This is a genomic window from Okeania sp. SIO2C2 (assembly GCF_010692625.1).
Lineage (GTDB): Bacteria > Cyanobacteriota > Cyanobacteriia > Cyanobacteriales > Microcoleaceae > Okeania > Okeania hirsuta.
Genome location: NZ_JAAHGM010000071.1, coordinates 1 through 21518 on the forward strand (window position 1 = coordinate 1; position 21518 = coordinate 21518).

Consider the following 21518-nt stretch of genomic DNA (forward strand, 5'->3'; position numbering starts at 1 on the left):
GATTGACTTTTCAACCTAGGCTTACCCCTTCGTTTCCTATTACTATCACCTCCTGCTAAAAATCTAGAAAATGTTGTTTCTACTCTTTGACAGATATATGGCAAAACTGTTGAATAAATTTGGGAAAAATCAAGATATTCAACTTTGGTAATTGCTTCTTCTGGTTGTAGTAATTTGGTTGATATTTTAACTTTGGTAAATGACAAATTAGAGGGCAGACATTGACTGGACATCTGTTTTGCTCCGATCATTCAAAGCCTTCTCCTAGGATTGTGTTGTACCAATATCGACAAATCCTGAGCCAGTTGTTTAGTATTAACTTCTGGCACGTTTGCTGGATATATACGATATTGGTAAGTATATTTCATTGGCGATCTTCTTCAAGAAATTTCTCGAACTATTGGCTGTCCATCCTGAATTTCTCCCACTAATATTACATCTGCAACCCCTACAAATAAACCATTTTCCAAAACGCCAGGAATATTATTTAAACTTTTTTCTAGCTCCGCAGGATTATCAATAGAATCAAACTTGACATCAATAACCAGATTACCTTCGTCAGTCACTACAGGACCAGCTTTCCTGACCCCCATCCGTAATTCTGGTTGACCACCCAGTTTTTCGATCGCCCGAATCACGGGAGTTATTGCCATAGGTATAACTTCCACTGGCAACAAAAAGGTAGAACCCAATTTATCTACTAATTTAGAACTATCTACTACCACAATAAACTGTTCTGCCAGACAGTCCACAATTTTCTCGCGAGTATGAGCTGCTCCACCACCCTTGATGAGATTTTTCTGTGGGTCAACTTCATCAGCACCATCAATTGCAATATCCATCTGGTCAACTTCATCAAGGGTGGTTAATGGTACACCATACTTTTTAGCCAATACATTTGACTGAAAGGAGGTAGGGATACCTTTAATATCCTTTAGTTGGCCACTTTGTAGGCGTTCCCCCAAAAACTGGATCATATAGGCAGCGGTCGATCCTGTGCCTAACCCCACTATCATTCCAGATTTAATGCGGTCAGCAGCAGCTTTACCGACTTGCTGTTTCATTAATTTTGTGGGGTCTTGTTCTGTTATCATACCTTAATACTCCAGATCAAATTATCAGCACTGTCTAACTTACCTAAACTAATTGGCAGGTTAAAGTCAAGTATGCTTTTTTCTCTATTGCTATAAATACCATGATAATTGAATGGCTACAATTCAAGATCGAAGATAGTTTAAAAGAAGAATTTCTCCAAAAGGATCGAGAAATTTGGACATCTTTCCTAGCTTTACAAATGGGTTTTTTAAAAAAAGAAGTCTGGCTTGATAGCTACAGAGGTAATGAAGTTATTATCGTAGTTTATTGGGAGAGTCGAGAGCAATGGAAGTCTATTTCACAAGTTTTATTAGAGGAAACTGAATCTAAGTTTAGGGAAGGACTTGGGATGGAGAATTACTCCTTGTTAGACTGTAGAGAATATGAAGTTGACGCAACGTACCCACAAAGCCCACATTCGTTTTCAGTGTAGAGTTTTAATATTTGTAGGATTACAAAACTTAGGCAAAAACATTCTAAAAAAAAGCACTAATTACAGTAGGGAATGCCTAGTGCCGCTACGCGGAAGTTAAAAGTCATCCATTTAAAAGCTAGTGCTAATTGGCGAGGTTTCCTATGGTGCTTTTAAAGTGCGGAAATGGTTCCGCACACATCGCCTCCAGAATTTAAGATGCACATCTGACAGTCAATCATTTTTGATTTGTATTGTTTTAGGATTTTGTAACTGGTCAGTTATTTCCGCCATCCTGCACTAGATGAACTTATTCTAGTTATTGCCAAGAATTAACAAAAATTAAGTGCAGTCTCAAGTATTACCCCTGTAAGGGTTTACCATGAAAATGTTACCTGAAAATTATTTCAAGACAGCCAATAAACTTAAAGATTCTGGACAACTTTATACAGCAATGGTTGCTTATCAAAAAGTTTTAACTATTAAACCAGACTATGTTGAAGCTTACAAGAAGTTAGCTGAGGTATATTTGCTACAAGGTAATTTTGATCCAGCGATCGCTTGTTGCAAAGAAGTACTTAAAGTTCAACCTCAGTTGACTTCTGTGTATTTAATTTTGGGAAATATTTTTCAAGAGAAAAATCAATTTGAACAGGCAATTAATGCTTATTTTCAGGCATTAAAGTTACAACCTAATTTGGCAGAAGCTTATGTTCATATTGGGAGTATTTATGATCGACGGGGGCAGTTTGATTTAGCAATTTTTAATTATGAAAGGGCACTGGAGATTAATCCAAATATTCCATCTGTTCGATTGATATTGGGAAATATATTTATTGAAAGAAGGGAATTTGAGCGGGCAATTTTTTGTTATCAAATTTTTCAGCAACTAGAACCGGAAAACCCTCAAGTTTATTTGAAATTGGGTGGTGTTTTTACTCTCCAGAATGATTTTGAAGCTGCTCTTGATTATTATCAAAAATCTTTATCTATTAAACCAAATTATCAAGAGGCTTTTGCTGAATTATATAGATTGCTAAAGCCTGAGATTACTGAGCAAGAATTGGGTATTTTATTCACAGAATGGCAAGATTTTGCATTGGCAAATAATCATAATATAGAGAGATATATTGATTCAGTAATTGAGGTTGAAGAAGGAAGAAGCGGTGCGACCCCGCATCGGCGACAGATGCAAGGGGTCATATCCGGCGACGACAACAGTCGCAAGGGAATGCTGAGCAAGAGAGGGAATGGGCACCAAGAGAGGAAGAAGGAAGAAGGAAGAAGGAAAAAGTGGATGGGGACTCAAACCTCAACCAATTGTAAATACCCTGTAGACGGCGGGGTATTAAACCCAAAAGAAAAAGATAAATCAATAGAGCAAAAATTTGAAGCTTTTGAGAATAATACCGATAATTTCCCCGGTTTAAACCAAGTCAAGAAAAATCAGGATAAATTCATTCAAGGTAAAACCTTTAAACACCAAGAATTAGAAACAGAAAAATATCTTGATTCAGTAATTCAGCATCAATCAAGTCAATATCTAGAACAGGAAAAATTCACAGTATATCCAAATCGAGAAATTATTGAATCTGATGAAGACCATGAAATTCAAGCTACTACTTTAAATATAATTCCAGAGCAAAAATTTGAAGCTTTTGAGAATAATACCGATAATTTGCCCGGTTTAAACCAAGTCAAAAAAAGTCAGAAAAAACTCAGTCAAAGTCAAACCTTTAAAGACCAAGAATTACAAACAGAATTTGTCAAAAAACTCTTAAAATATCCCGCAGCAGAAACTTATAGAAATCAAGCCGATATTGCTCTCGGAAAAGGAGATTTAACAGTAGCAATCGCTCACTGTAAAGAAGCTTTAAAAATTCAACCAGATTATGCTCCATGTTATGTAACTTTAGGAAATGCTTTTTACAGACAAAATAATTTAGCAGCAGCTTTGTCTGCTTATAATCTGGCATTAGAAATTGAACCGGAAGTTGCAGAAGTTTATGGAAATGTGGGTAGTGTCTATTTGCAGTTAGGTCAATATAAACAAGCACTTTTTTATTATCAAAAGGCTGTTTATTTAAAACCAGATTTGCCTGGTATTTATTGGAATATTGGTAAACTATTTCAATATTTAGGAAAAGTTGATGAAGCTCTGGAATCTTGGGAAAAAGCATTAGAAATTCAACCAGATATAGTAGAGGCAGATTTTCACTTTAAATTAGGCAATACCCTAGTTAAACTGAGTAGAATTAACAACGCAGTTAGAAGTTATCAAAGAGCTATTAATCTCAAACCAGATTATACCGAAGCTTATAGTAATCTAGCTAATATTTTAGGCAAACAAGGAGATAAAGCAGCAGCAGCTAAGTATTATCAAAAAGCACTAAATATTAATCCAGACTTAAAACATTTACATGAAAAAATAGCTAACAACTTATTGCTAAAAGGTGACTATGACCAAGCAATATTTAATTATCAAGAAGCAATCAAATATAACCCTAATTCCTATGATGCTTATGCCAACTTAGGAACAGCACTTTCCAATAAAGGATTATTAAAATCAGCACTAGAAAAATATCATCAAGCATTAGAACTTAAACCAAATTGGGCAGAAGTATATTCTCGCATCGGACATATTATTAAACAAGAAAAAATGGAAGAAGCGATCGCTTTATTTGAAAAAGCTATCGAACTTAAACCACAATTTGTTGAAGCACATCAACAATTATGCGATTTACTCAGTCATACAACTAAACTTGCCCATGCTAGAAAAGCAGCCGATAATTTTTGTAATTCTTGTAGAGAAATAGCTCCTATTCTTTCCGTTACTGCCTTTTTATTCGCCTACTTTCAATCTGGAGTAAGTGACATGGCAAACTCCAAACTTTCAGAAGTAGAAAAATTTTCTTATCAAAGCTGTGAAACCTTCAGCGAAGTAGAAATAAAACTACTCTATGAAATTTTCTTATTTGCCGTACCTCACCTCCGGGATAACTTAGAAGGAAACGCTAAATTTTACAAATTAATAGCCAAACAATATTATCAAAATAGAGTCAAAAATTATCCAACTCCAAAAACTCATACTTCTACTTCCCAACCTCTAAAAATAGGATTCCTTTCCAAACATTTTCGTCGTCATTCTGTAGGTTGGTGTAGCGAAGCCTTAATTCGAGAACTATCTCAAATTACACCTCACGTTCATCTATATATTACAGGTTCGTTGAAGCGAGATGATATTACTCAAAAATTTGAACAAATGTCTGTCAAAACCTATTGGCCGAAAAAGTATCCTAATGGGTTTCCATCCTATGAAGAAATTGTCGAACAAATATTAGAAGACAAGTTAGATGTAATAGTAGATTTAGATTCAATGACATTGCCAGTAAATGTACATATTATTCATGAACAACCAGCACAAGTTTGTGTTTCCTGGTTAGGTTTTGATGCGCCCTATATTTCTGAAAGTAATTACTTTTTATGTGACTGGTATACCCATCCTCAAGGAAGAGAAAAACATTATCTAGAAAAATTAGTTAGATTGCCAGAAACATCTGTAGCTGTGGATGGGTTTGATAGTCGTTCGGTTGATAGAAATGCGACTAGAAATACTCTCGGAATTGATTCAGATAAAATGGTTTATTTGTGTATAGTTCCGGGGCGAAAAACTAATCCAGAAATGGTACGCGCTCAATTAAAAATTTTGCAACATACACCAGAAAGTATATTAATTCGTAAAGGTCAAGGAGATGTAGATGTAATTTATCAAACCTATCTTCAAGAATCTGAAAATTTAGGGGTAGACTTTAATCGAATTATCTTTTTAGGGCAAACTCAAACAGAAGAAGAACATCGAGCAATTTATCAGATAGCAGATGTTTTATTAGATTCTTATCCCTACAATGGAGGTACTCATAATTTGGAAGCTTTATGGGCAAATTTACCAATAATAACTAGAGCTGGAGAACAATATTTGTCTAGAATGGGTTACTCATTTTTGCAGAATGTAAATTTGGATATAGGAGTAGCTTGGAGTTGGGAAGAATATACAGAATGGGGAATTAAATTAGGTAAAGATTTAGGTTTAAGAAATTCAGTGCGGGAGCATTTGCAGAGGTCAAAAAATCCAGATAATTTAGCGCCTTTGTGGAATCCTAAAAAATTGGCAAAACAGATGTATCAGATATTTGTTGAACTCAGAAATAAGTAACAAGGAAGATGGAAAAGGTAGATGAGGCATTGGCTGAACTTTAAGAAAATTAATCACAGGAATTGATTTAAGTAGTGGTTAAACTATTTCTCATTGAAACGATTTACCCCTAATTCTGGGAAAGCTGACAGGAAAAAGATAATAGGGAACATAAAAATTAAATGCCTTTTAGCTTATCCTGTGTATTCTGGTAGAGAAGCAAACCTAAAAATAGTTTTTACGATTGAGTTATCAGATTTTAGATCGAGCTTTAGGTATTGCCTCCTCAATTGACTATTCATTCAACTCAAACGTCTGAGTTATTGAATATATATTTTGATTTAACTGCAACGTCTTAGTTATGAGATTTTAGATCAAGCTTTAAGCGTAGGCCTCTATCACTAACTATATATTTAGAATTAACTATAACGTCTTAGTTATCAGATTTTAGATACAAGTCTGGATAGAACTTCCTTTGACTGATGATTTACTTTGACTTAACTGCAACGTCTTAGTTATCAGATTTTAGATCAAGCTTTGAGCGTAGGCCTCTATCACTAACTATATATTTAGAATTAACTATAACGTCTTAGTTATCAGATTTTAGATACAAGTCTGGATAGAACTTCCTTTGACTGATGATTTACTTTGACTTAACTGCAACGTCTTAGTTATCAGATTTTAGATCAAGCTTTGAGCAATCACCCTTCTACTAACCATTTACTTTAAACTTAACTATAACGTCTTAGTTATCAGATTTTTAGATATAAGTCTGAATAGAAAGTCCTTCTACTAATTATTTACTTAGAGCTAAACTACAACGTCTTAGTTACTAGACTTTAGATATTCGGTCTGAGGGCTAGTCCTTCTACTAACTATTATTTGAGATTTAACTGCAACGTCTTAGTTGCTAGATTTTAGATACAAGTCTGAGCGATCACCTCCTGAGCAGACTATTGCTTCAACCCAAACGTCTGAGTTAAATTTTGACTAGAACTTCTGACTCAGGTGGTCAAATACCACTGAAATTTATAGTTGAGATTCATCACTCAACCTTATTGCTGTTTAAAATTCAACTTACTGCCAACTTTTCACAAATTTTCTAATAGACGAACATACTCTTTAGCAGTCTCTCTCCAAGTCCAATGAGAAAAGCGTTTATCTACTTCTTCAGCAGACAACTTACTCTTAGGATGTAGAATAAATTTCTCCATACAATCTGCTAAAGCATCCACATCACCCACAGAGAAAAAATCTACCATATCCTCACATTTATAAAGTTCTACTTGCTCCTGAAAAACTTCTAAGTCTGACACAATAGCAGGCAAACCTCGAACAACTGCCTCAGATAAAGCCAAACCAAAACCTTCATATTTAGAAGGAAAAACTACACAGGAACATTTCCGATACCATTTTTCTACCTCTTCATCGGAACAATATCCTAACCCCTCAAAATATTCCTGCATTATATTCTGATTATTCAGAGATATTTCCTGACATTGATTCAAATAATCAATATACTCTTGACTATTAGCTTGCTGAGATAAACTAATATTTCCAGAAATCAAGTTATCAGTTTCTTTACCAATCAAAACTATTTTAAACTTCAGATTTTTTTGAGCAAGCTTAATACCTGCTTTTAACAGAGTTAAGTGGTCTTTGTAAATACCAAAAGAAGAAGGCAAATAAAATATTGGTAATCCTTCATTAGATTCATGGGAATTTTCTGCTATGGTCAACAACTTCTGTGAAGTATTTGACTTAGTAGGAAAACCAGAGTTAGGTATAGGTGTAATCTTGCTAGTAAACTCCGGAAAAACCGAGATAATATCTTTGCGAGTTTTTTCAGAAACAGTAAAAACAATATCAACCTTCCTCAGCCATTCCAATAAACTTAAATCGTATTTTCTAACATAAGATTCTGGATAACTCAGAGGTGCAAATCTCCAGAATACATCATGGCTTACCATTGCTAAAGGAATATCAAGACCGGGTGGAGTTAATTGATTAGTTAAAAAGTACAAACAATGAGTAGCTTGATAACGATTAGCTAAATATCTAATACTCAACTTATTCTGATATTTACGGCGGATACTCTTAAAAAATCTTTGGATTTTTTTTGCTTTAACATTACCAGATAAAGACGAAAACTTATTAATTACAGAAAGTATTCGAGACTGTAAAGATTTAGGAGGTAATGTAAATGATTCATATTTGATTATTGGAGACTTCGGTAACTTTTCTTGAAAATAAGCAATCTCCTTTTTTGGCAAAATTAATATTATTTCCTCTACTTGTTCAATTAACTCTTCAATGGTTCCACAAATTACTCTTTCAACTCCACCTTTACGATAAAACTCGATAGGAATTATCAATTTCATGGTTGCTCCAACATTTAATATTTGTTTTACCCCAAATTGATTACCAACTCAACTAATTATTATGAAGTTTTGCCAAAATATCTTTAAAATAGTAAATTTTTGATTATAGAGTTTGAAGGGGAGCTAAATTTCTATGTTGGTTTAAGTTATATAACATAAAGCTCCCTGAGAAAGAGAGGACAAAAACTTAATTTTTCCGTTAACTTTGTTCGCTCAAAGCCAATATTTTGAAATAAAATCATAGTGTCCAGCTTGCTCAGGTGGATACCATCCTTGCTCTATTTTTTCGATAATATTTGGCAAAGCTCCGATAAATTCTGGACTTCGATCTTTAGGATGAATTGTCCACGCCTTGGGGGAACTCATAGTTGCTCGTACATAGTCAGTTTTCTCTAACTGCATAGATACCATAACCTCCCAAGAATCTAGCTTGCCTTTGCCAGTATAGTAATTTAAGAGGGTTTTTAGGCTTAGTGGCAGTCGATTAAGAAATTTGTTCTTGTAAGAACGCCACAAAATGGGCAATGGCAGTAACTTGTCAAAGCGTTTATGGTTAATCAGATATACCCTACTGCTGAAAAATTGAAATTTATAGAACCCCCTTGCTTCTGGTTTTAGGGACTGATTTTTTTGGTACATAATACCATCCTCAGTTGGCGGCCCTGTCAATGGTCTAATTGCCATTATCTCCGGATGTTGCTCCATTAACTTGATACCTTCATCTATCCAACTATAATCTGGTTCTTGATGTAGAAGCATATCACTGTCATAATGCAACATATAATCTCCTGGTACAGATTCTATGTGAAAAATTGACCCCAAGATCGGATAACCTCTATAGTTATGGGTGGGTTTAATCGGACTACCAAAATGTTTTTGGTACATTTGTTGTTGATAAGTTTTGTCATAGTTAATATCCACAACTTTATCTACAATACCTTCACTTATCAGTTTGTTACAGCAATCTCTGAGTTCACTTAGAGTACCAACACCAGGACGCATAACTTTATCTCCAGATAGAGGTGCTGTATCCATACACAACACTTTTTGAATAAAATTAAAATTACTCATTCTAACTAGATGAGGAATCGTATGCATCATAAAAGGTATGTCTGTTCTTGCTACTAGAATTGAGAGTGAACAGGTGTTAGATAACATTAATTATACCTCCTTATTAAAACTGCCAGACAGAATAATTATCTCACATTTCATTTCATTATATAATTTGATTTTATTTCAATAAATATCTCCGAAAAAGGATAAAATTTATTACAGAACCAGGCAAAAGACAAGAGGCAAAAAAGAAGAGATTTTCAACAGATTTAGGATTAAAAATATTGTCATAGTTACTTTAATAACCATAGCTAATCCCAGCATATTGCATAAAGGTTTCACAGAATGATTAGACAAAAGCATTATATAATTTCTGGAGATATCTAATCATACTGAATCAATATTTTTTAACCATAATGGTGCTACCTGTTCCCAAGTTTCATTTTTGACTTTTTCTTGAATTTCTTCCCTGATAGTTTCTAACTCTTGAGGATTGTTTAAAAGCTCTACAATTCTATAAGCTAAAGCCTCTTGAGTTTCTTTTTTCTGGGGATCACCATCTACTTTTATACAATAATCTTTTTCCTTAATCGCGGCATAATTAGTAGTCAAAGGAACGCACCCTACCATTGCCGACTCTCGCAATGAAATACAATCTATTTCTCCATAGGAACATCCATAATAATGAATCACTGAAGTAGACTTTTCATACATTAATTGGTTGTGTCCGATACTGCCATGTTCTATTACTCCTTGCTGTTGCATTAATTCCGTCATTTTCTGCTTCCAAGGAATTAATTTTTCACTATTATCACGCTTAGTCCATCCATAGTAAATATTAAGTTCCGCCTCTGGAATTTCTCTTTTAATAATATGCCACCCCCAGGTCAGCATAAATTCTAAACCTCGATAGTACCTGGAAGCGTACACTAATTTATAGGGTTGTTTTTGGTTCTTAGTAATCTCTAAAACAGAAGAATCTGCACCGTTATTAATAATTGCAAACTTATTATCGGGTAATTCTGGTAATAAGTTACGCTGGTAATAACTTTTGACAAAAATTTTATTATACGGAGCTAAATATACAAGACTAAATGTAATTACATCATGCCAATCAAACCAGATTCTTTTGGCTTTAACATAGGAAGGTAACATCTTAGGATGTCGCCACATAATGAAAGTATCAAAAGTATCATACCAGTTGATTTTGTCATAGTTAACATACTTAACTCCTCCATAAATACCCTCTTTATCTTCACAATCACTGAAAACAGTAACATCATAGCCTTGCTTGACCCATTCTCTAGTCAAAAAGAATACTGCACTATCTGAACCACTAGCACCCTTAGTTTTAATATCAGATTCTAGTACCAAAAAACGCTTTCCTAGATAATATACAATTGACTTTTTCGGCCATTTTTGAGCAGTTAGTTTTTTAGTTAAATCCTTGGTGAAGGGGATTTTAGATTTGAGCCACTTTTTGACATTTCTAATTATCATAATATATTGTTGCTTCTTACAAAAGTTATGTTAAACTATTAAATATTATCAACTTATAGCTGTTTGTGAAATATGTGCAGGAAAGTGGGTTTGAGTTTGATTTGTATGACCGTAACTTACTAACTCGGCATAAAACTTTATGAGAAGTTCAAAATAAGTGAAGCCTAATGGCTCCTTATTATTACAACCTTTCAATAGAAAGTTATGGTGATAATAATTTGCATATCAGTAATAAATTATAGGATACTCTACTATGTTAGTATTTGCCAATTTATTATGATAGTCCCGCAACAGATAATATTGCCCCCTGCTAGTTTTTTGAGCCTACCAAGTATGGATGAAAAAGGACTGTCATACATAAAAGTTACTTCTACTCCTGATGGTTGGCATGAGGCTAAAAATGCAATTTCTGAGACCAGATATATCTTTACCTTTGAAAACTTAATCTACTCAATTGGTTATCTGAAATTTGTCACGAAATTTTCCTAACTAGAAATTTAAGATTTATTTATGGATGGAATATGCACCCTTGCCAACGATAATGTCTTTGATCAACTTGTAGCTCTACTAAATAGTATAGAAGTTAATCACAGCAATGAAATACCAGTTTGTATTTATCCTTATAACAACAACATAGAAAGAATTACTGCTGAGATTTCTACACGACCTAACGTCCAAATCTATAACGATTTGCCATCAATAGAGAAGTGGGATAAATTTTTTCGTGATGTCTGGGATGCTCACCCCAACGCTCACCAACGGAGGTCAGAGAAGGGATTTATTCCCTACTATAGATTTGGGCATCATCGTCCGTTCTGTGCTTTTGATGGTCCTTTTGATCGCTTTCTATATATAGATGCAGATGCTTTACTCATGGGACCTGTAGATGGGGTTTTTGATCGACTTAATCAAAGTGACTGGGTAGTGTATGATTTTCAGTATAAAGACCCTGGTCATGTCTATGATATTTCATCTCCTAGGTTAGAAGAATTGTTTCCTGAAGAATATATCAAGTCCAGGATTTTTTGTTCTGGTTTCTATGCTTCTAAAAAAGGTATATTTCAGCAAGAAAATATAGATTGGTTTCTGGAAAAATTACGAGAAGGAGAATCAGAAATACTCTATATATGGGCATCAGATCAACCAATCCTCAACTACATGGTAATGCGGTTAAATTTGAAAGTAGATAATTTGGCTATTAGTCTCTCTGAAAATGAAAGAACAGGTAACAGCGTGACCTCGAAACATTTTACAGAGCAAGACCATATTGTTTACGATCGTGGTAAGCGGTTAACATATCTCCACTATATTGGAGTTTCATCAAAAGCATTTACTAAAATTTGTGCCGGAGAAAATATAGATATTCCTTATCGAGATATATTTTTACACTATCGCTATCTACATGAACCGGAGAAAAAACCTAAGTTTATAGGGAAACCAAAACCTTATAATCCTCCACCAAGTTTAATTGATAAAATCTTCAATAAAATTGGATTATCAAGTTAAGAATACATTAGTATGAAAAATTTTATTCAAAAAAATACAGATGTAGTTAACAAATTATGATTGTGGAAGGGACAGCTAGGTTATGGTATTGATGATAGATATATTTAGAACTATTGGTGATATGAATTTGTCACCAAATTTTCCTAACTAGAAATTTAAGGTTTATTTATGGATGGAATTTATACCCTCGCTAATGATGTTGTTTACGATCAACTCATTGCCCTACTAAATAGTATAGAGGTCAATCTTAGTCCTGACTTTCCAGTTTGTGTCATCCCTTATGACGATCACCAAAATAAAATCATACCAGAAATTCAAAGCAGAAAAAATGTACAATTGTTAGATAATAGGGAAATATTAAATCGGTGGGAAGATTTCTCGACAAAAATTTGGGAAGGTCATCCAAATGCTTTTGCACGTTGGCAAGAAAAAGGAGTCTCTGGAGTTAATCGAATGGGAATGCACCGCAGATTTTGCTCTTTTGACTCGGAAAGTCCTTTTGAGAGATTTATTTTCTTGGATGCTGATATATTGATGCTAAATTCCGTGGATTATCTCTTTGAAAAACTAGATAAAAATGATGTAGTTGTATATGATTTTCAGTATAAAGATCCTACCCATGTCTACGATGTTAATTCACCTAAATTACTAGAAATTTTTAGTAAAGAAAGCATAGAGTCTGAAATATTTTGTGCTGGTTTGTACGCATCAAAAAAGGGTTTATTTCCAGAAGAAAAGCGGAATTGGTTATTAGAGCAACTCAACTCTGGAGATTCAGAACTTTTATATCTTAACGGTCCTGACCAGTCAATTATTAATTATATGATCATGCGTTCTCAAATGCAGCTCTATAATTTTTCTCTGCATTTACCTCCAGAAGAAAAAACTGGTTGTTCCGTAACTTCTCCTCATTTTGAATATCGGGATAATTTACTTTATGATAAGGGTGTAAGATTAACTTATTTACACTATATTGGAGTTTCATCTAAAGCATTTACTAGAGTTTGTGCAGGAGAAAATTTAGACTTTCCTTATCGAGATATATTTTTACACTATCGCTATCTACATGAACCGGAGAAAAAACCTAGGTTTATAGGGAAACCAAAACCTTATAATCATCCACCAAGTTTAATTGATAAAATCTTCAAGAAAATCGGATTATCAAGCTGAGGAAAAATTACAATGAAAGGAATTTATATTGTTGCTAATGATAAGGTACTTGATAACACAATTGCTCTCCTAAAAAGTATCCGATTATATGATTCTGATACTCCAATTATGATGATTCCTTTTGATGAAAATTATCAGCAGGTAGCAGAAATAGTTACAAGTAAATATGGAGTAGAAATTTATCCAGATTTGGAATTTGTAGATAATCTTTGCAATAAACTATATAACATTTTCGGTCAAGGCTTTTTTAACACTCCTAACAAACAAAAAAAACAAGCTTGTTGGTTCGGACCATTCGATGAATTTCTCTATATTGATGTTGATATTGTTGTCTTTGAAAAAATTGCTGATAATCTCAAATATCTGGAAGATTACGATTTTCTGTGTTGTGACTATCAACATTTAGGTGGGATTAAAAATGTCTTTACATCCAAAGTTCTAGAAAATAAAATCTTTACTGAAGAACAACTTCAAGATGTATTTAATAGTGGTTGGTGGGCATCAAAGAAAAACCTGTTTACAGAAAATGAATTATATGAAACCTTTGCCGAATGTGCTGCCCATACCGAATATTTTGACTTTTCTGAAAAAACCACAGACCAGCCAATTTTTAACTATATAGTATTAAAACATATTTCTCGGCGATTGAATTTGGTCCGACGACCAGAAGATAAAGGTCCCGGAAGTTGGGCAGGTAGTCCTCATTTTCAACGGGAAGGCGATCGCTTAATTGATACAAAAGTAGGTAAACCTGTGCAATATTTACATTGGGCAGGTTTTCGGATTGAACCAGGATGCCCTTATTGGGATATTTGGGAGGATTATAGATATCTGGGGGAAGCTAAACCTACTTACTATCCTCAGAAAATTGAGAAGAAGAAAAGCTTAGGTCAAAGAGTTATTGATAAAGTAAAAAATGTAGCCAGGCAAATTAAAAAAAGTGGTAGTGGTACATAGTAACGGTAGAGGGAGTAGGGGAGTAGGGGAGTAGGGGAGTAGGGGAGTAGGGGAGACCTGGAGTGGAAAAAGTTGTGAGTAGGAAAAAAATCGAAATACATCCCAATCAAAAAGGTAAAACTTAAAGAATTAAAATCTATAAATTTTGGATATTTGTTAAGGAGACTTTTTGAGTTAGTATCCTGATTATATTCAAGCACCCTCTCCTAATTTTTCCATTAATAAACTCAGGATCTTTTAAGCAAATTTTATTTGTTATTTGGTAAATTTGAAGGTAAAAATATGACCGCCGAACAAAATTTTTTTTGTTTTTGTACACTGGCACTAGGGCAAAGATATCGCGATATCAGCAAAGAGTTAGCTAAAGATTTGGAAATTAATGCTCCAGGAATTTCACTGGTAATTTATACAGAGAAACCTGATGATTTTAGTAGCTATAAAAATGTAATGGCTTTTCAACATTATCAGCAAGGAATTCTACATTGTTATAACGATAAAAGATTTCTCTGTCAGAAAGCAATATCATTATTTCCAGTAGCTATATATATAGATGCTGATACTAGAATTTTAGAATCACTACCAGAAGATATTGAATGGAAAGCAGGGTTAACTGGGCCTCAGAAAAATTTAGTAGAACACGTTTCAAAATATCGAGCTTCTAGTTTACCAATATTAAAAAAGTTGGCAGATAAGCTAAATATTTCTGATGATTCATTTAATAATTCTAGTTGGATAGGGGAATCTTTATTTATTATTGTTAGAGATAATGGTAAGGAAATAGAATTTTTGGAAACTTGGGGGAAAGTTTCTAGGTATGCAGAATTAAAAGGAATGCACGCTGGAGAAGGTAGTTTAATGGGATTAGCTGCTGCAAAAGTAGGATGGGTTATTAATAGTGAAGCTTGGGAAAAAATTAGTGGAATTACTCAACACTGGGATGCTTCTCGTAGTAAATCAAAAGTGACTTCTTGGGATAATTTACAAAAGAGGATGGGTTATCATTATCGTTTAAATAAAACTAGAATAATGGCTTTAAGAGATTTTAAATTTTATTATCGGTGAGGACTTTTCGGTAAGACTTAGATGGTTTAGCATAAGTTGATGAAATTAGTATACACAGGAAAATATCATGAGTCGTGGTATATATATCACTGCAAATGACAAAGTGATAGAACAAGGTATTGCCCTATTAAAAAGTATCCGTAAGTATGATAGTGACACACCAATTATTTTGATTCCCTATGATGATAATTATCAAACAGTCGCAGAACGTTTTTCGAGAGATTATGGGGTCAAAATTTATCAAGATTTAAAATTGATTAAAAGATTATCAAACAAACTAAAACAAATTTTTGGTAATAAATTTTTTGCCAGACCAAATCAGTTTCATAAGCAAGCTTGTTGGTTTGGAGAATTTGATGAATTTTTATACATAGATACAGATATTGTTGTGTTTGATAAAATTATTGATAATCTAAACTATCTAAATGAATGTGATTTCTTGTGTTTTGATTATCAGCATTTAGGCGGAATTAAAAATGTATTCACCCCAGAAATTTATCAAGTTTTTAGTCAAGATGAAGTTAAGGATATTTTTAATGGAGGATGGTGGGCATCTAAAAAAGGTCTAATTTCAGAACAATATTTGTATGATATATTTGCTGAATGTGCAACTCATCCAGAATACTTTGATTTTTCTCAGAAAACTTCCGATCAACCAATTATTAATTATATGATCTTGAAGTCAATTAAAAGGCGTTTCAATATTGTTCGCAGACCAGGAAAAGCACCAGGAAGTTGGGCCGGTACATCACATTTTCATCGAGAAGGTGATAAACTTATGGACGGGACTGTGAATAAACCTTTAGAATATCTACATTGGGCAGGTTTTCGGATTGAACCAGGATGCCCTTATTGGGATATTTGGGAGCATTATCGATATCTGGGCGAAGCTAAACCCACTTACTATCCTCAAAAAACAGAGAGGAAAAAAAGTTTAGGACAAAGAATCTGGAATAAAGTAAAGAAAAGTATTAACTTTTGAAAGGAAAAACTATGAGTAATAGCACTAAAGATTTTTGTTTTTGTACTTTGGTTCTAGGTCAAAGATACCGTGAAATTGCTAAGGAATTAATTAGAGATTTGGAAAAATATTCTCCAGGCACATCATTAGTAATTTGCACAGATAAACCAGATGATTTTAGTAAATACCAAAACGTTATCGCCTTCAAGCATCAGCAACAAGGGATTTTATTTTGCTTTAACGATCGACGATTTGTGTTTCAAGCAGCTTTATCATTATTCAGAGTAGCTATTCATATTGATGCGGATACTAAAATTGTAGATACCATACCTGAAGATATTAAATGGAACCCCGGAATCACTGGAGGTCGAGGAAATTTAGTACAACACTTCAACAAATATCATTCTCACAGATTTGCAGATTTAAAAAAGGTTGCTGATAAGTTATATATTTCAGAAGAATCATTTAATAATGCCAGTTGGATAGGTGAATCCTTATATACTATAGTTCGAGATGAAGGTAGAGAAATAGAATTTTTAGAGACTTGGGGTAAAATTGCAACATATATGGAATTGAAAGGATTTCATGTAGGAGATGGAAATCTCATGGGATTAGCAGCAGCTAAAGTAGGATGGAATGTTAATAGTACAGTTGATAGTGAAGCTTGGCAGAAGCTGAATAAAGTAAGAAAACACTGGGATGCTTCTCATAGTAGACCAAAGACTAAATTATGGGAGAATTTACGAAAGAGAATGGGTTATCATTATCGTTTAAATAAAACTAGAATAATGGCTTTAAGAGATTTTAATTTTTATTATCAATAAACAGTACAAAATCGGGTTGCTATAAACACAGTATTTGAAGCACAATAAAGTTGTAATTAATTACAATAAGTGGTTTGTAGATGTAAATTATCGTCAGCAACTATCTTCACAGTTGAATTTCGAGTTTTCTGATGCAGGTATTAATGAAGTAAAAGGGCATGGTGGTGGGATCTCTTTTGATCAGCTTAGTTTTCAAGGTAAAGGTTCTGAAATGAATGTTTTAGGGAGGTGGCAAGAATTTGTTAACCACCCATAAGTGGCTGAGTGGATGAGTCATCATCTGGAGCGTCCGATTCATCCTCAAAGAGGGTGGGAATATTGACGCAGCTTTGAAATGGGTTGAAAAGTACCACCTCCAGCACATGACAAAGGAGAGATCATAGAGCCAGAACAGTGGAAAAAAAACTCAGCCAAAAAGTCCAACAGGTAAGTCAAAAATACCTAGGGGCGACAGTGGAAGTCTGGGCAATGGATGAACATCGCCTCGGGTTAAAACCTATATATAGAAGAGTCTGGGTTCAGTTGGGAGAACAACCGATTGCCAATGTTAACTGGAGATACCAATGGCTCTGGTTATATGGCTTTGTGAATCCAAATGATGGTGAAACTTACTACTGGATTATTCATAATTAATGTAGAGCTGTTTAACCGAATTTTAGCAGACTTTGCACGAGAATTTCAATTAGATGAAGATCAACATATAATCTTGACTGTTGAATGAGCTCGATGGCATACAAGTCCTGAGTTAGAGACCCCTTTGGGATTGCATTTGGAGTATTTACCACCCTATTGACCTGAATTACAACCAGCAGAAAGGTTATGGCCTCTAATTAATGAACCCATGGCAAATCGTTCATTTACATGCCTCGAAGAGTTAGAAGAAATTCTGTTTGAGCGTTGTCAAGTTCTTTTAACACGGCTATAACCAAGTACCATTGGTGGCCGAAAATTCAGGTTTAATTACACCGATGCTACCGGATTTGATATAATTTCGCTTAAAATTTATATTTTCCTCAAAAAAAGTTTCTTTTTGAGGAACCAAACTATATGCTTAAATTAGTTGTATCAAAGTATACGGAAAAAAATCTATTAATTAATTAATTAATAGAGTTGTCGCTAAATAAAGGGAAAAAATCACTCTAACCTAGACAGAGCAATAATTCCCAGCATTTTTGCCATCCAATAGCTACAATCTTTACATAACAAGGTTTTTGGGGGATTTTTAAGTTATAAAGCGACAAGTCTAATTAGTAATATTATGTGGAGTATTGAAAATGCCTAAACCTAGTTTTTTTATTGTAGGTGCTCCTAAATGTGGAACCACAGCAATGTGCAAATATCTTAATAGACATCCAGAGATATATATTCCCCGCATCAAGGAAATTAACTATTTTGGCACTGACTTCAAATGGAAAATTAAGGCAAAAAATTTGGAAGAATATCTAGCTTTCTTTGATGATGGGTTGGGAAAAATTTGTGGAGAAGGAAGTCCTAGTTATTTTTATTCAAAGCAAGCAGCAACAGAAATTTATAATTTAAATCCAGATGCTAAAATTATCATCATGTTGAGGGAGCCAGTTTCTTTATTATATTCCTTCCATAGTCAAAAATTATTTAATGGTTCTAGTGAAGATATTCAAGATTTCAGAGAAGCTTTAGAAGCTGAACCAGAACGTAGGTTAGGAAAAAGAATACCTAAAAAGTGTAAATCTGCCAACCAACTTTTTTATACTGATGTAGTCAAGTTTACAGAAAATATTCAAAGATATTTTGACAAATTTGGTAGGGAAAGGGTTCATATAATTATATATGATGATTTTATAGCTGATTTACCTAAAGTTTACGAAAAAACTCTGAAATTTCTTGAAGTTGATTCCACATTTCAGACTGAGTTTAATCGTATCAATTCTAATAAAAAAGTCCGGAATGTTGCCTTACAAAAACTTCTGAAATATCCTCCAGCTAAAATACTAGAATTTGGCAAGTTCTTATTGCCTCTTCCCCGTTCAATGAGACGAAGTATATTAGAAAGGGTAAAGGGTAGTCTGAAGAGTTTTAACACTCAAAAAGTTAAGCGTCCTCCATTAGATCCAGAGTACAGGCGAAGTCTCCAAAAAAAGTTCGCTCCAGAAGTAGAAAAATTAAGTATTTTACTGGAACGTGACTTAACTAACTGGAGTCAAAGCTCAGATAATTCATATTAATAATTTCTGCTAATACAACCCGACTACCTCATTTGGTGGGAATCTAAACCAACCCACTATCCTCAAAAAACAGAAAAAAGTCTAGAGCGAAAATTTATTGATAAAGTTAAAAATATAGCTAGACAAATCAAAAAAAGTTGAAGAAGAAAGGTTCAATAATAATTTTAAACACGGGTATACGAATGAGGAAGAGGAAGAAAAACCCTAAAACTATTTAAAATAAAGTTATGAAGTTAATTATCTTATCCCAAATAAAGGTAAAACTAGGTCATAAAAGACTAGCAGAATAGTAGGCTAGTTTATAATAATACTGATCTAGATTCAAATTCATAGCCAACTAGCTCAATTTCCTCTTTAAACTTTTTTCCAACAATCTCCTTCAACTCTTGATCGTAGTATTTTGAATAATGTTTACGTTCTGATTTATTATATTTGGGAAGAGTTATATGAGGTATATCTATATTCTTACAAACTCTCTGAAAATCTTCCTCTAAGTTCTCAAAACGGATCAAAAAATCAATATCTCGATCCAGCCTACCTGTATTTATATTAATTGGCATTTTTAGTTTCCTAGCCACTTTATTTATGAAGGGTTCAACTTTTATATAGTGGTGCAACGGCTTTACCTTGTTAACAAATAATATAAAATCATTCCTATTCCATTCCTTAACTCCCCTACTAGGTGAAAAATAAAAAGAAATACACCTATCCCATGGATTTCTAGTTGTAGCAAACTTAAACATTTTTTTAAGTTGCTTTGGAGACAAAACTGATTTATACTCATTGAGAGTAGAATGCTTTTTTTTTAATATTATATTTGTTGTTCCTAACTTCAAATCTCTCTACTCCATCATGGTGTTTGGCAAGATTAATAATTATATCTTCAGAATAATTTTTCAAAATAGTTTGAATGCTATTTCCGCCAGTTTTGGGAACATGAACAAAGAGAAAGTTTTTTTCAACAGAAATCATTTTTATGTTTTGTTTTTTTTACTGAATACTAAATATTTAACTAACTAAATATATTCAAAATTATACTAATAACTCTCTAATGCTAAAGTAGTAGGTATAGAAATATTCAAATCATTGGCTCTTTGAATATACTCCTCAATTCGTTCTTGACAATGTGATAAACTAATATCTTGTTTGCCACTATATTTTTTCTTAGTCTCTTTTCTCTGATTAATTTTTTGAGTATACATTTTCTTAGTGGAATCAGTTAGACTAATTTTTAGTTGCTCAAACAGTGATTCAACCTTAGCAAAATTATTTAACTCTTCTAAGCAGACTTCATAAGTATTTATCCCTGGATATTCTTGCTGAAATCTCTTCGCCCTAGCTTCTATATCAATTAAATAAGCTATAGATAAATCCCACTGGTCTAAGTTTACATCCACGTCAATACAGGGAATAGCAGCAGTAACAGCATTAGGACTAGACATCCAAAACTTCCAAGCCTGATTTTTATCAGAGAAATACCCTAGTTCAATAAAACTTTTTAAGACTTTTGGTAAGTAGCGACGCAAAATAATCACCTCTATTTTGGGAAAATCCTGAACAACAACATCAAAAAAAGTTTTAATAAACATATGGTTTGTTTCACAGTATATCTTGTCATCAGGAATTTTTAAAAGTATGTCTTTAATAGCAGAGCTTTTAAACCTTCTTTTGGAAAAAGATGTTGCGTACTCAGATTTATTAACCATCGTTAAGTAATCACCAGTCATACTCGGACTAGGTTCGTGATAACTAATAACTTCCTCCGCAGTTCCTAAAAGTTCTGATAAATAATTAGAACCAGAACGCCCTGAATTAATACAGAAAATTAGTCGATGACTCAGAATCTTATTATGATTAATAGAATGTTGAATTTTTTGAATAATTTTTTGCTTCCCCTTACTAATTTTGCTAAACAATGAATTTGGCTTGGGTTGGTTATTCAAAATTTTTCTCCACCTTTAATAATATGTTTATTTGTATGATTTATCTATAATTTTTCTAGAATAATAATTCTAGATAATTATTCATAATCCAATAGGGTTTAGATAAGACTAAAACTGATAAGGTATGAAACCATGATTAGTAGTTATAGCAATCCTATTTTATTTGTGTATAAAAATCTTAATGCTTTTCGGGAATTGGGAATAGGTAATTGGCAGTAGGCAAGGGTTTCGGAGTTTATTTCTAGTTTTTGAATTGTT

At 33.4% G+C, this 21518-nt stretch carries 18 protein-coding genes and 1 pseudogene; 11 read left to right on the forward strand and 8 right to left on the reverse strand.

Going from position 1 to position 21518, the window contains the following annotated elements:
- Both F6K18_RS31015 and rpiA read right to left on the reverse strand, forming a co-directional pair.
- Positions 1-233, reverse strand: a pseudogene (locus F6K18_RS31015) (hypothetical protein); the annotation flags it as partial.
- 147 nt (positions 234-380) lie between these two features.
- Positions 381-1094, reverse strand: a complete 714-nt coding sequence (gene rpiA, locus F6K18_RS31020) for a ribose-5-phosphate isomerase RpiA (RefSeq protein ID WP_287526682.1) — start codon at positions 1092-1094, stop codon at positions 381-383.
- A gap of 101 nt (positions 1095-1195) precedes the next feature.
- On the opposite strand from rpiA, the gene F6K18_RS31025 reads away from it, so the two are divergent.
- Both F6K18_RS31025 and F6K18_RS31030 read left to right on the forward strand, forming a co-directional pair.
- Positions 1196-1528, forward strand: coding sequence for a TIGR03792 family protein (locus F6K18_RS31025; protein ID WP_287526683.1), 333 nt, complete (start codon positions 1196-1198; stop codon positions 1526-1528).
- A 361-nt stretch (positions 1529-1889) separates the two neighbouring features.
- Positions 1890-5720: a tetratricopeptide repeat protein gene (locus F6K18_RS31030; protein ID WP_287526685.1), complete on the forward strand. Its 3831-nt coding sequence runs from the start codon at positions 1890-1892 to the stop codon at positions 5718-5720.
- A gap of 1070 nt (positions 5721-6790) precedes the next feature.
- Here the strand turns inward: F6K18_RS31030 and F6K18_RS31035 are convergent.
- The 3 genes from F6K18_RS31035 to F6K18_RS31045 form a co-directional block, all read right to left on the reverse strand.
- Positions 6791-8080 (reverse strand): glycosyltransferase, encoded by a 1290-nt coding sequence (locus F6K18_RS31035; protein ID WP_287526686.1) that lies wholly within the window; start codon positions 8078-8080, stop codon positions 6791-6793.
- A gap of 213 nt (positions 8081-8293) precedes the next feature.
- Entirely contained in the window at positions 8294-9238 is a 945-nt protein-coding gene (locus F6K18_RS31040; protein ID WP_287526689.1) for a hypothetical protein, read from the reverse strand.
- A gap of 282 nt (positions 9239-9520) precedes the next feature.
- A complete protein-coding gene (locus F6K18_RS31045) occupies positions 9521-10633 on the reverse strand; it encodes a glycosyltransferase family 1 protein (protein ID WP_287526691.1) in 1113 nt (370 codons plus the stop codon).
- Positions 10634-11143: 510 nt separating this feature from the next.
- Here F6K18_RS31045 and F6K18_RS31050 point away from each other — a divergent pair.
- From F6K18_RS31050 to F6K18_RS31090, 9 genes are all read left to right on the forward strand, one after another.
- On the forward strand, positions 11144-12139 hold the full coding sequence (locus tag F6K18_RS31050; RefSeq protein ID WP_287526693.1) for an Npun_R2821/Npun_R2822 family protein: 996 nt from the start codon (positions 11144-11146) through the stop codon (positions 12137-12139).
- A gap of 168 nt (positions 12140-12307) precedes the next feature.
- Positions 12308-13309 carry an Npun_R2821/Npun_R2822 family protein gene (locus tag F6K18_RS31055; protein ID WP_287526696.1) on the forward strand — a complete coding sequence of 334 codons (1002 nt, stop codon included), beginning with the start codon at positions 12308-12310 and terminating at the stop codon, positions 13307-13309.
- Positions 13310-13321: 12 nt separating this feature from the next.
- Positions 13322-14266 (forward strand): Npun_R2821/Npun_R2822 family protein, encoded by a 945-nt coding sequence (locus F6K18_RS31060; protein ID WP_287526698.1) that lies wholly within the window; start codon positions 13322-13324, stop codon positions 14264-14266.
- 252 nt (positions 14267-14518) lie between these two features.
- A complete protein-coding gene (locus F6K18_RS31065) occupies positions 14519-15328 on the forward strand; it encodes a hypothetical protein (protein ID WP_287526699.1) in 810 nt (269 codons plus the stop codon).
- Between the two features lie 67 nt (positions 15329-15395).
- The gene (locus F6K18_RS31070) at positions 15396-16310 is read left to right on the forward strand and encodes an Npun_R2821/Npun_R2822 family protein (protein ID WP_287526701.1); all 915 of its coding nucleotides are present in this window, start codon (positions 15396-15398) and stop codon (positions 16308-16310) included.
- A gap of 11 nt (positions 16311-16321) precedes the next feature.
- Positions 16322-17113 carry a hypothetical protein gene (locus tag F6K18_RS31075; RefSeq protein ID WP_287526704.1) on the forward strand — a complete coding sequence of 264 codons (792 nt, stop codon included), beginning with the start codon at positions 16322-16324 and terminating at the stop codon, positions 17111-17113.
- A gap of 34 nt (positions 17114-17147) precedes the next feature.
- On the forward strand, positions 17148-17369 hold the full coding sequence (locus F6K18_RS31080) for a hypothetical protein (RefSeq protein ID WP_287526705.1): 222 nt from the start codon (positions 17148-17150) through the stop codon (positions 17367-17369).
- Between the two features lie 137 nt (positions 17370-17506).
- Entirely contained in the window at positions 17507-17746 is a 240-nt protein-coding gene (locus F6K18_RS31085; protein ID WP_287526706.1) for a hypothetical protein, read from the forward strand.
- Between the two features lie 641 nt (positions 17747-18387).
- On the forward strand, positions 18388-19317 hold the full coding sequence (locus tag F6K18_RS31090) for a sulfotransferase (RefSeq protein WP_287526708.1): 930 nt from the start codon (positions 18388-18390) through the stop codon (positions 19315-19317).
- Between the two features lie 299 nt (positions 19318-19616).
- Here the strand turns inward: F6K18_RS31090 and F6K18_RS31095 are convergent, their stop codons facing one another.
- The 3 genes from F6K18_RS31095 to F6K18_RS31105 form a co-directional block, all read right to left on the reverse strand.
- Entirely contained in the window at positions 19617-20084 is a 468-nt protein-coding gene (locus F6K18_RS31095; RefSeq protein ID WP_287526710.1) for a sulfotransferase family 2 domain-containing protein, read from the reverse strand.
- 13 nt (positions 20085-20097) lie between these two features.
- Positions 20098-20289: a hypothetical protein gene (locus F6K18_RS31100; protein WP_287526712.1), complete on the reverse strand. Its 192-nt coding sequence runs from the start codon at positions 20287-20289 to the stop codon at positions 20098-20100.
- 65 nt (positions 20290-20354) lie between these two features.
- The gene (locus F6K18_RS31105; protein WP_287526713.1) at positions 20355-21260 is read right to left on the reverse strand and encodes a hypothetical protein; all 906 of its coding nucleotides are present in this window, start codon (positions 21258-21260) and stop codon (positions 20355-20357) included.
- Positions 21261-21518: the final 258 nt, after the last annotated feature.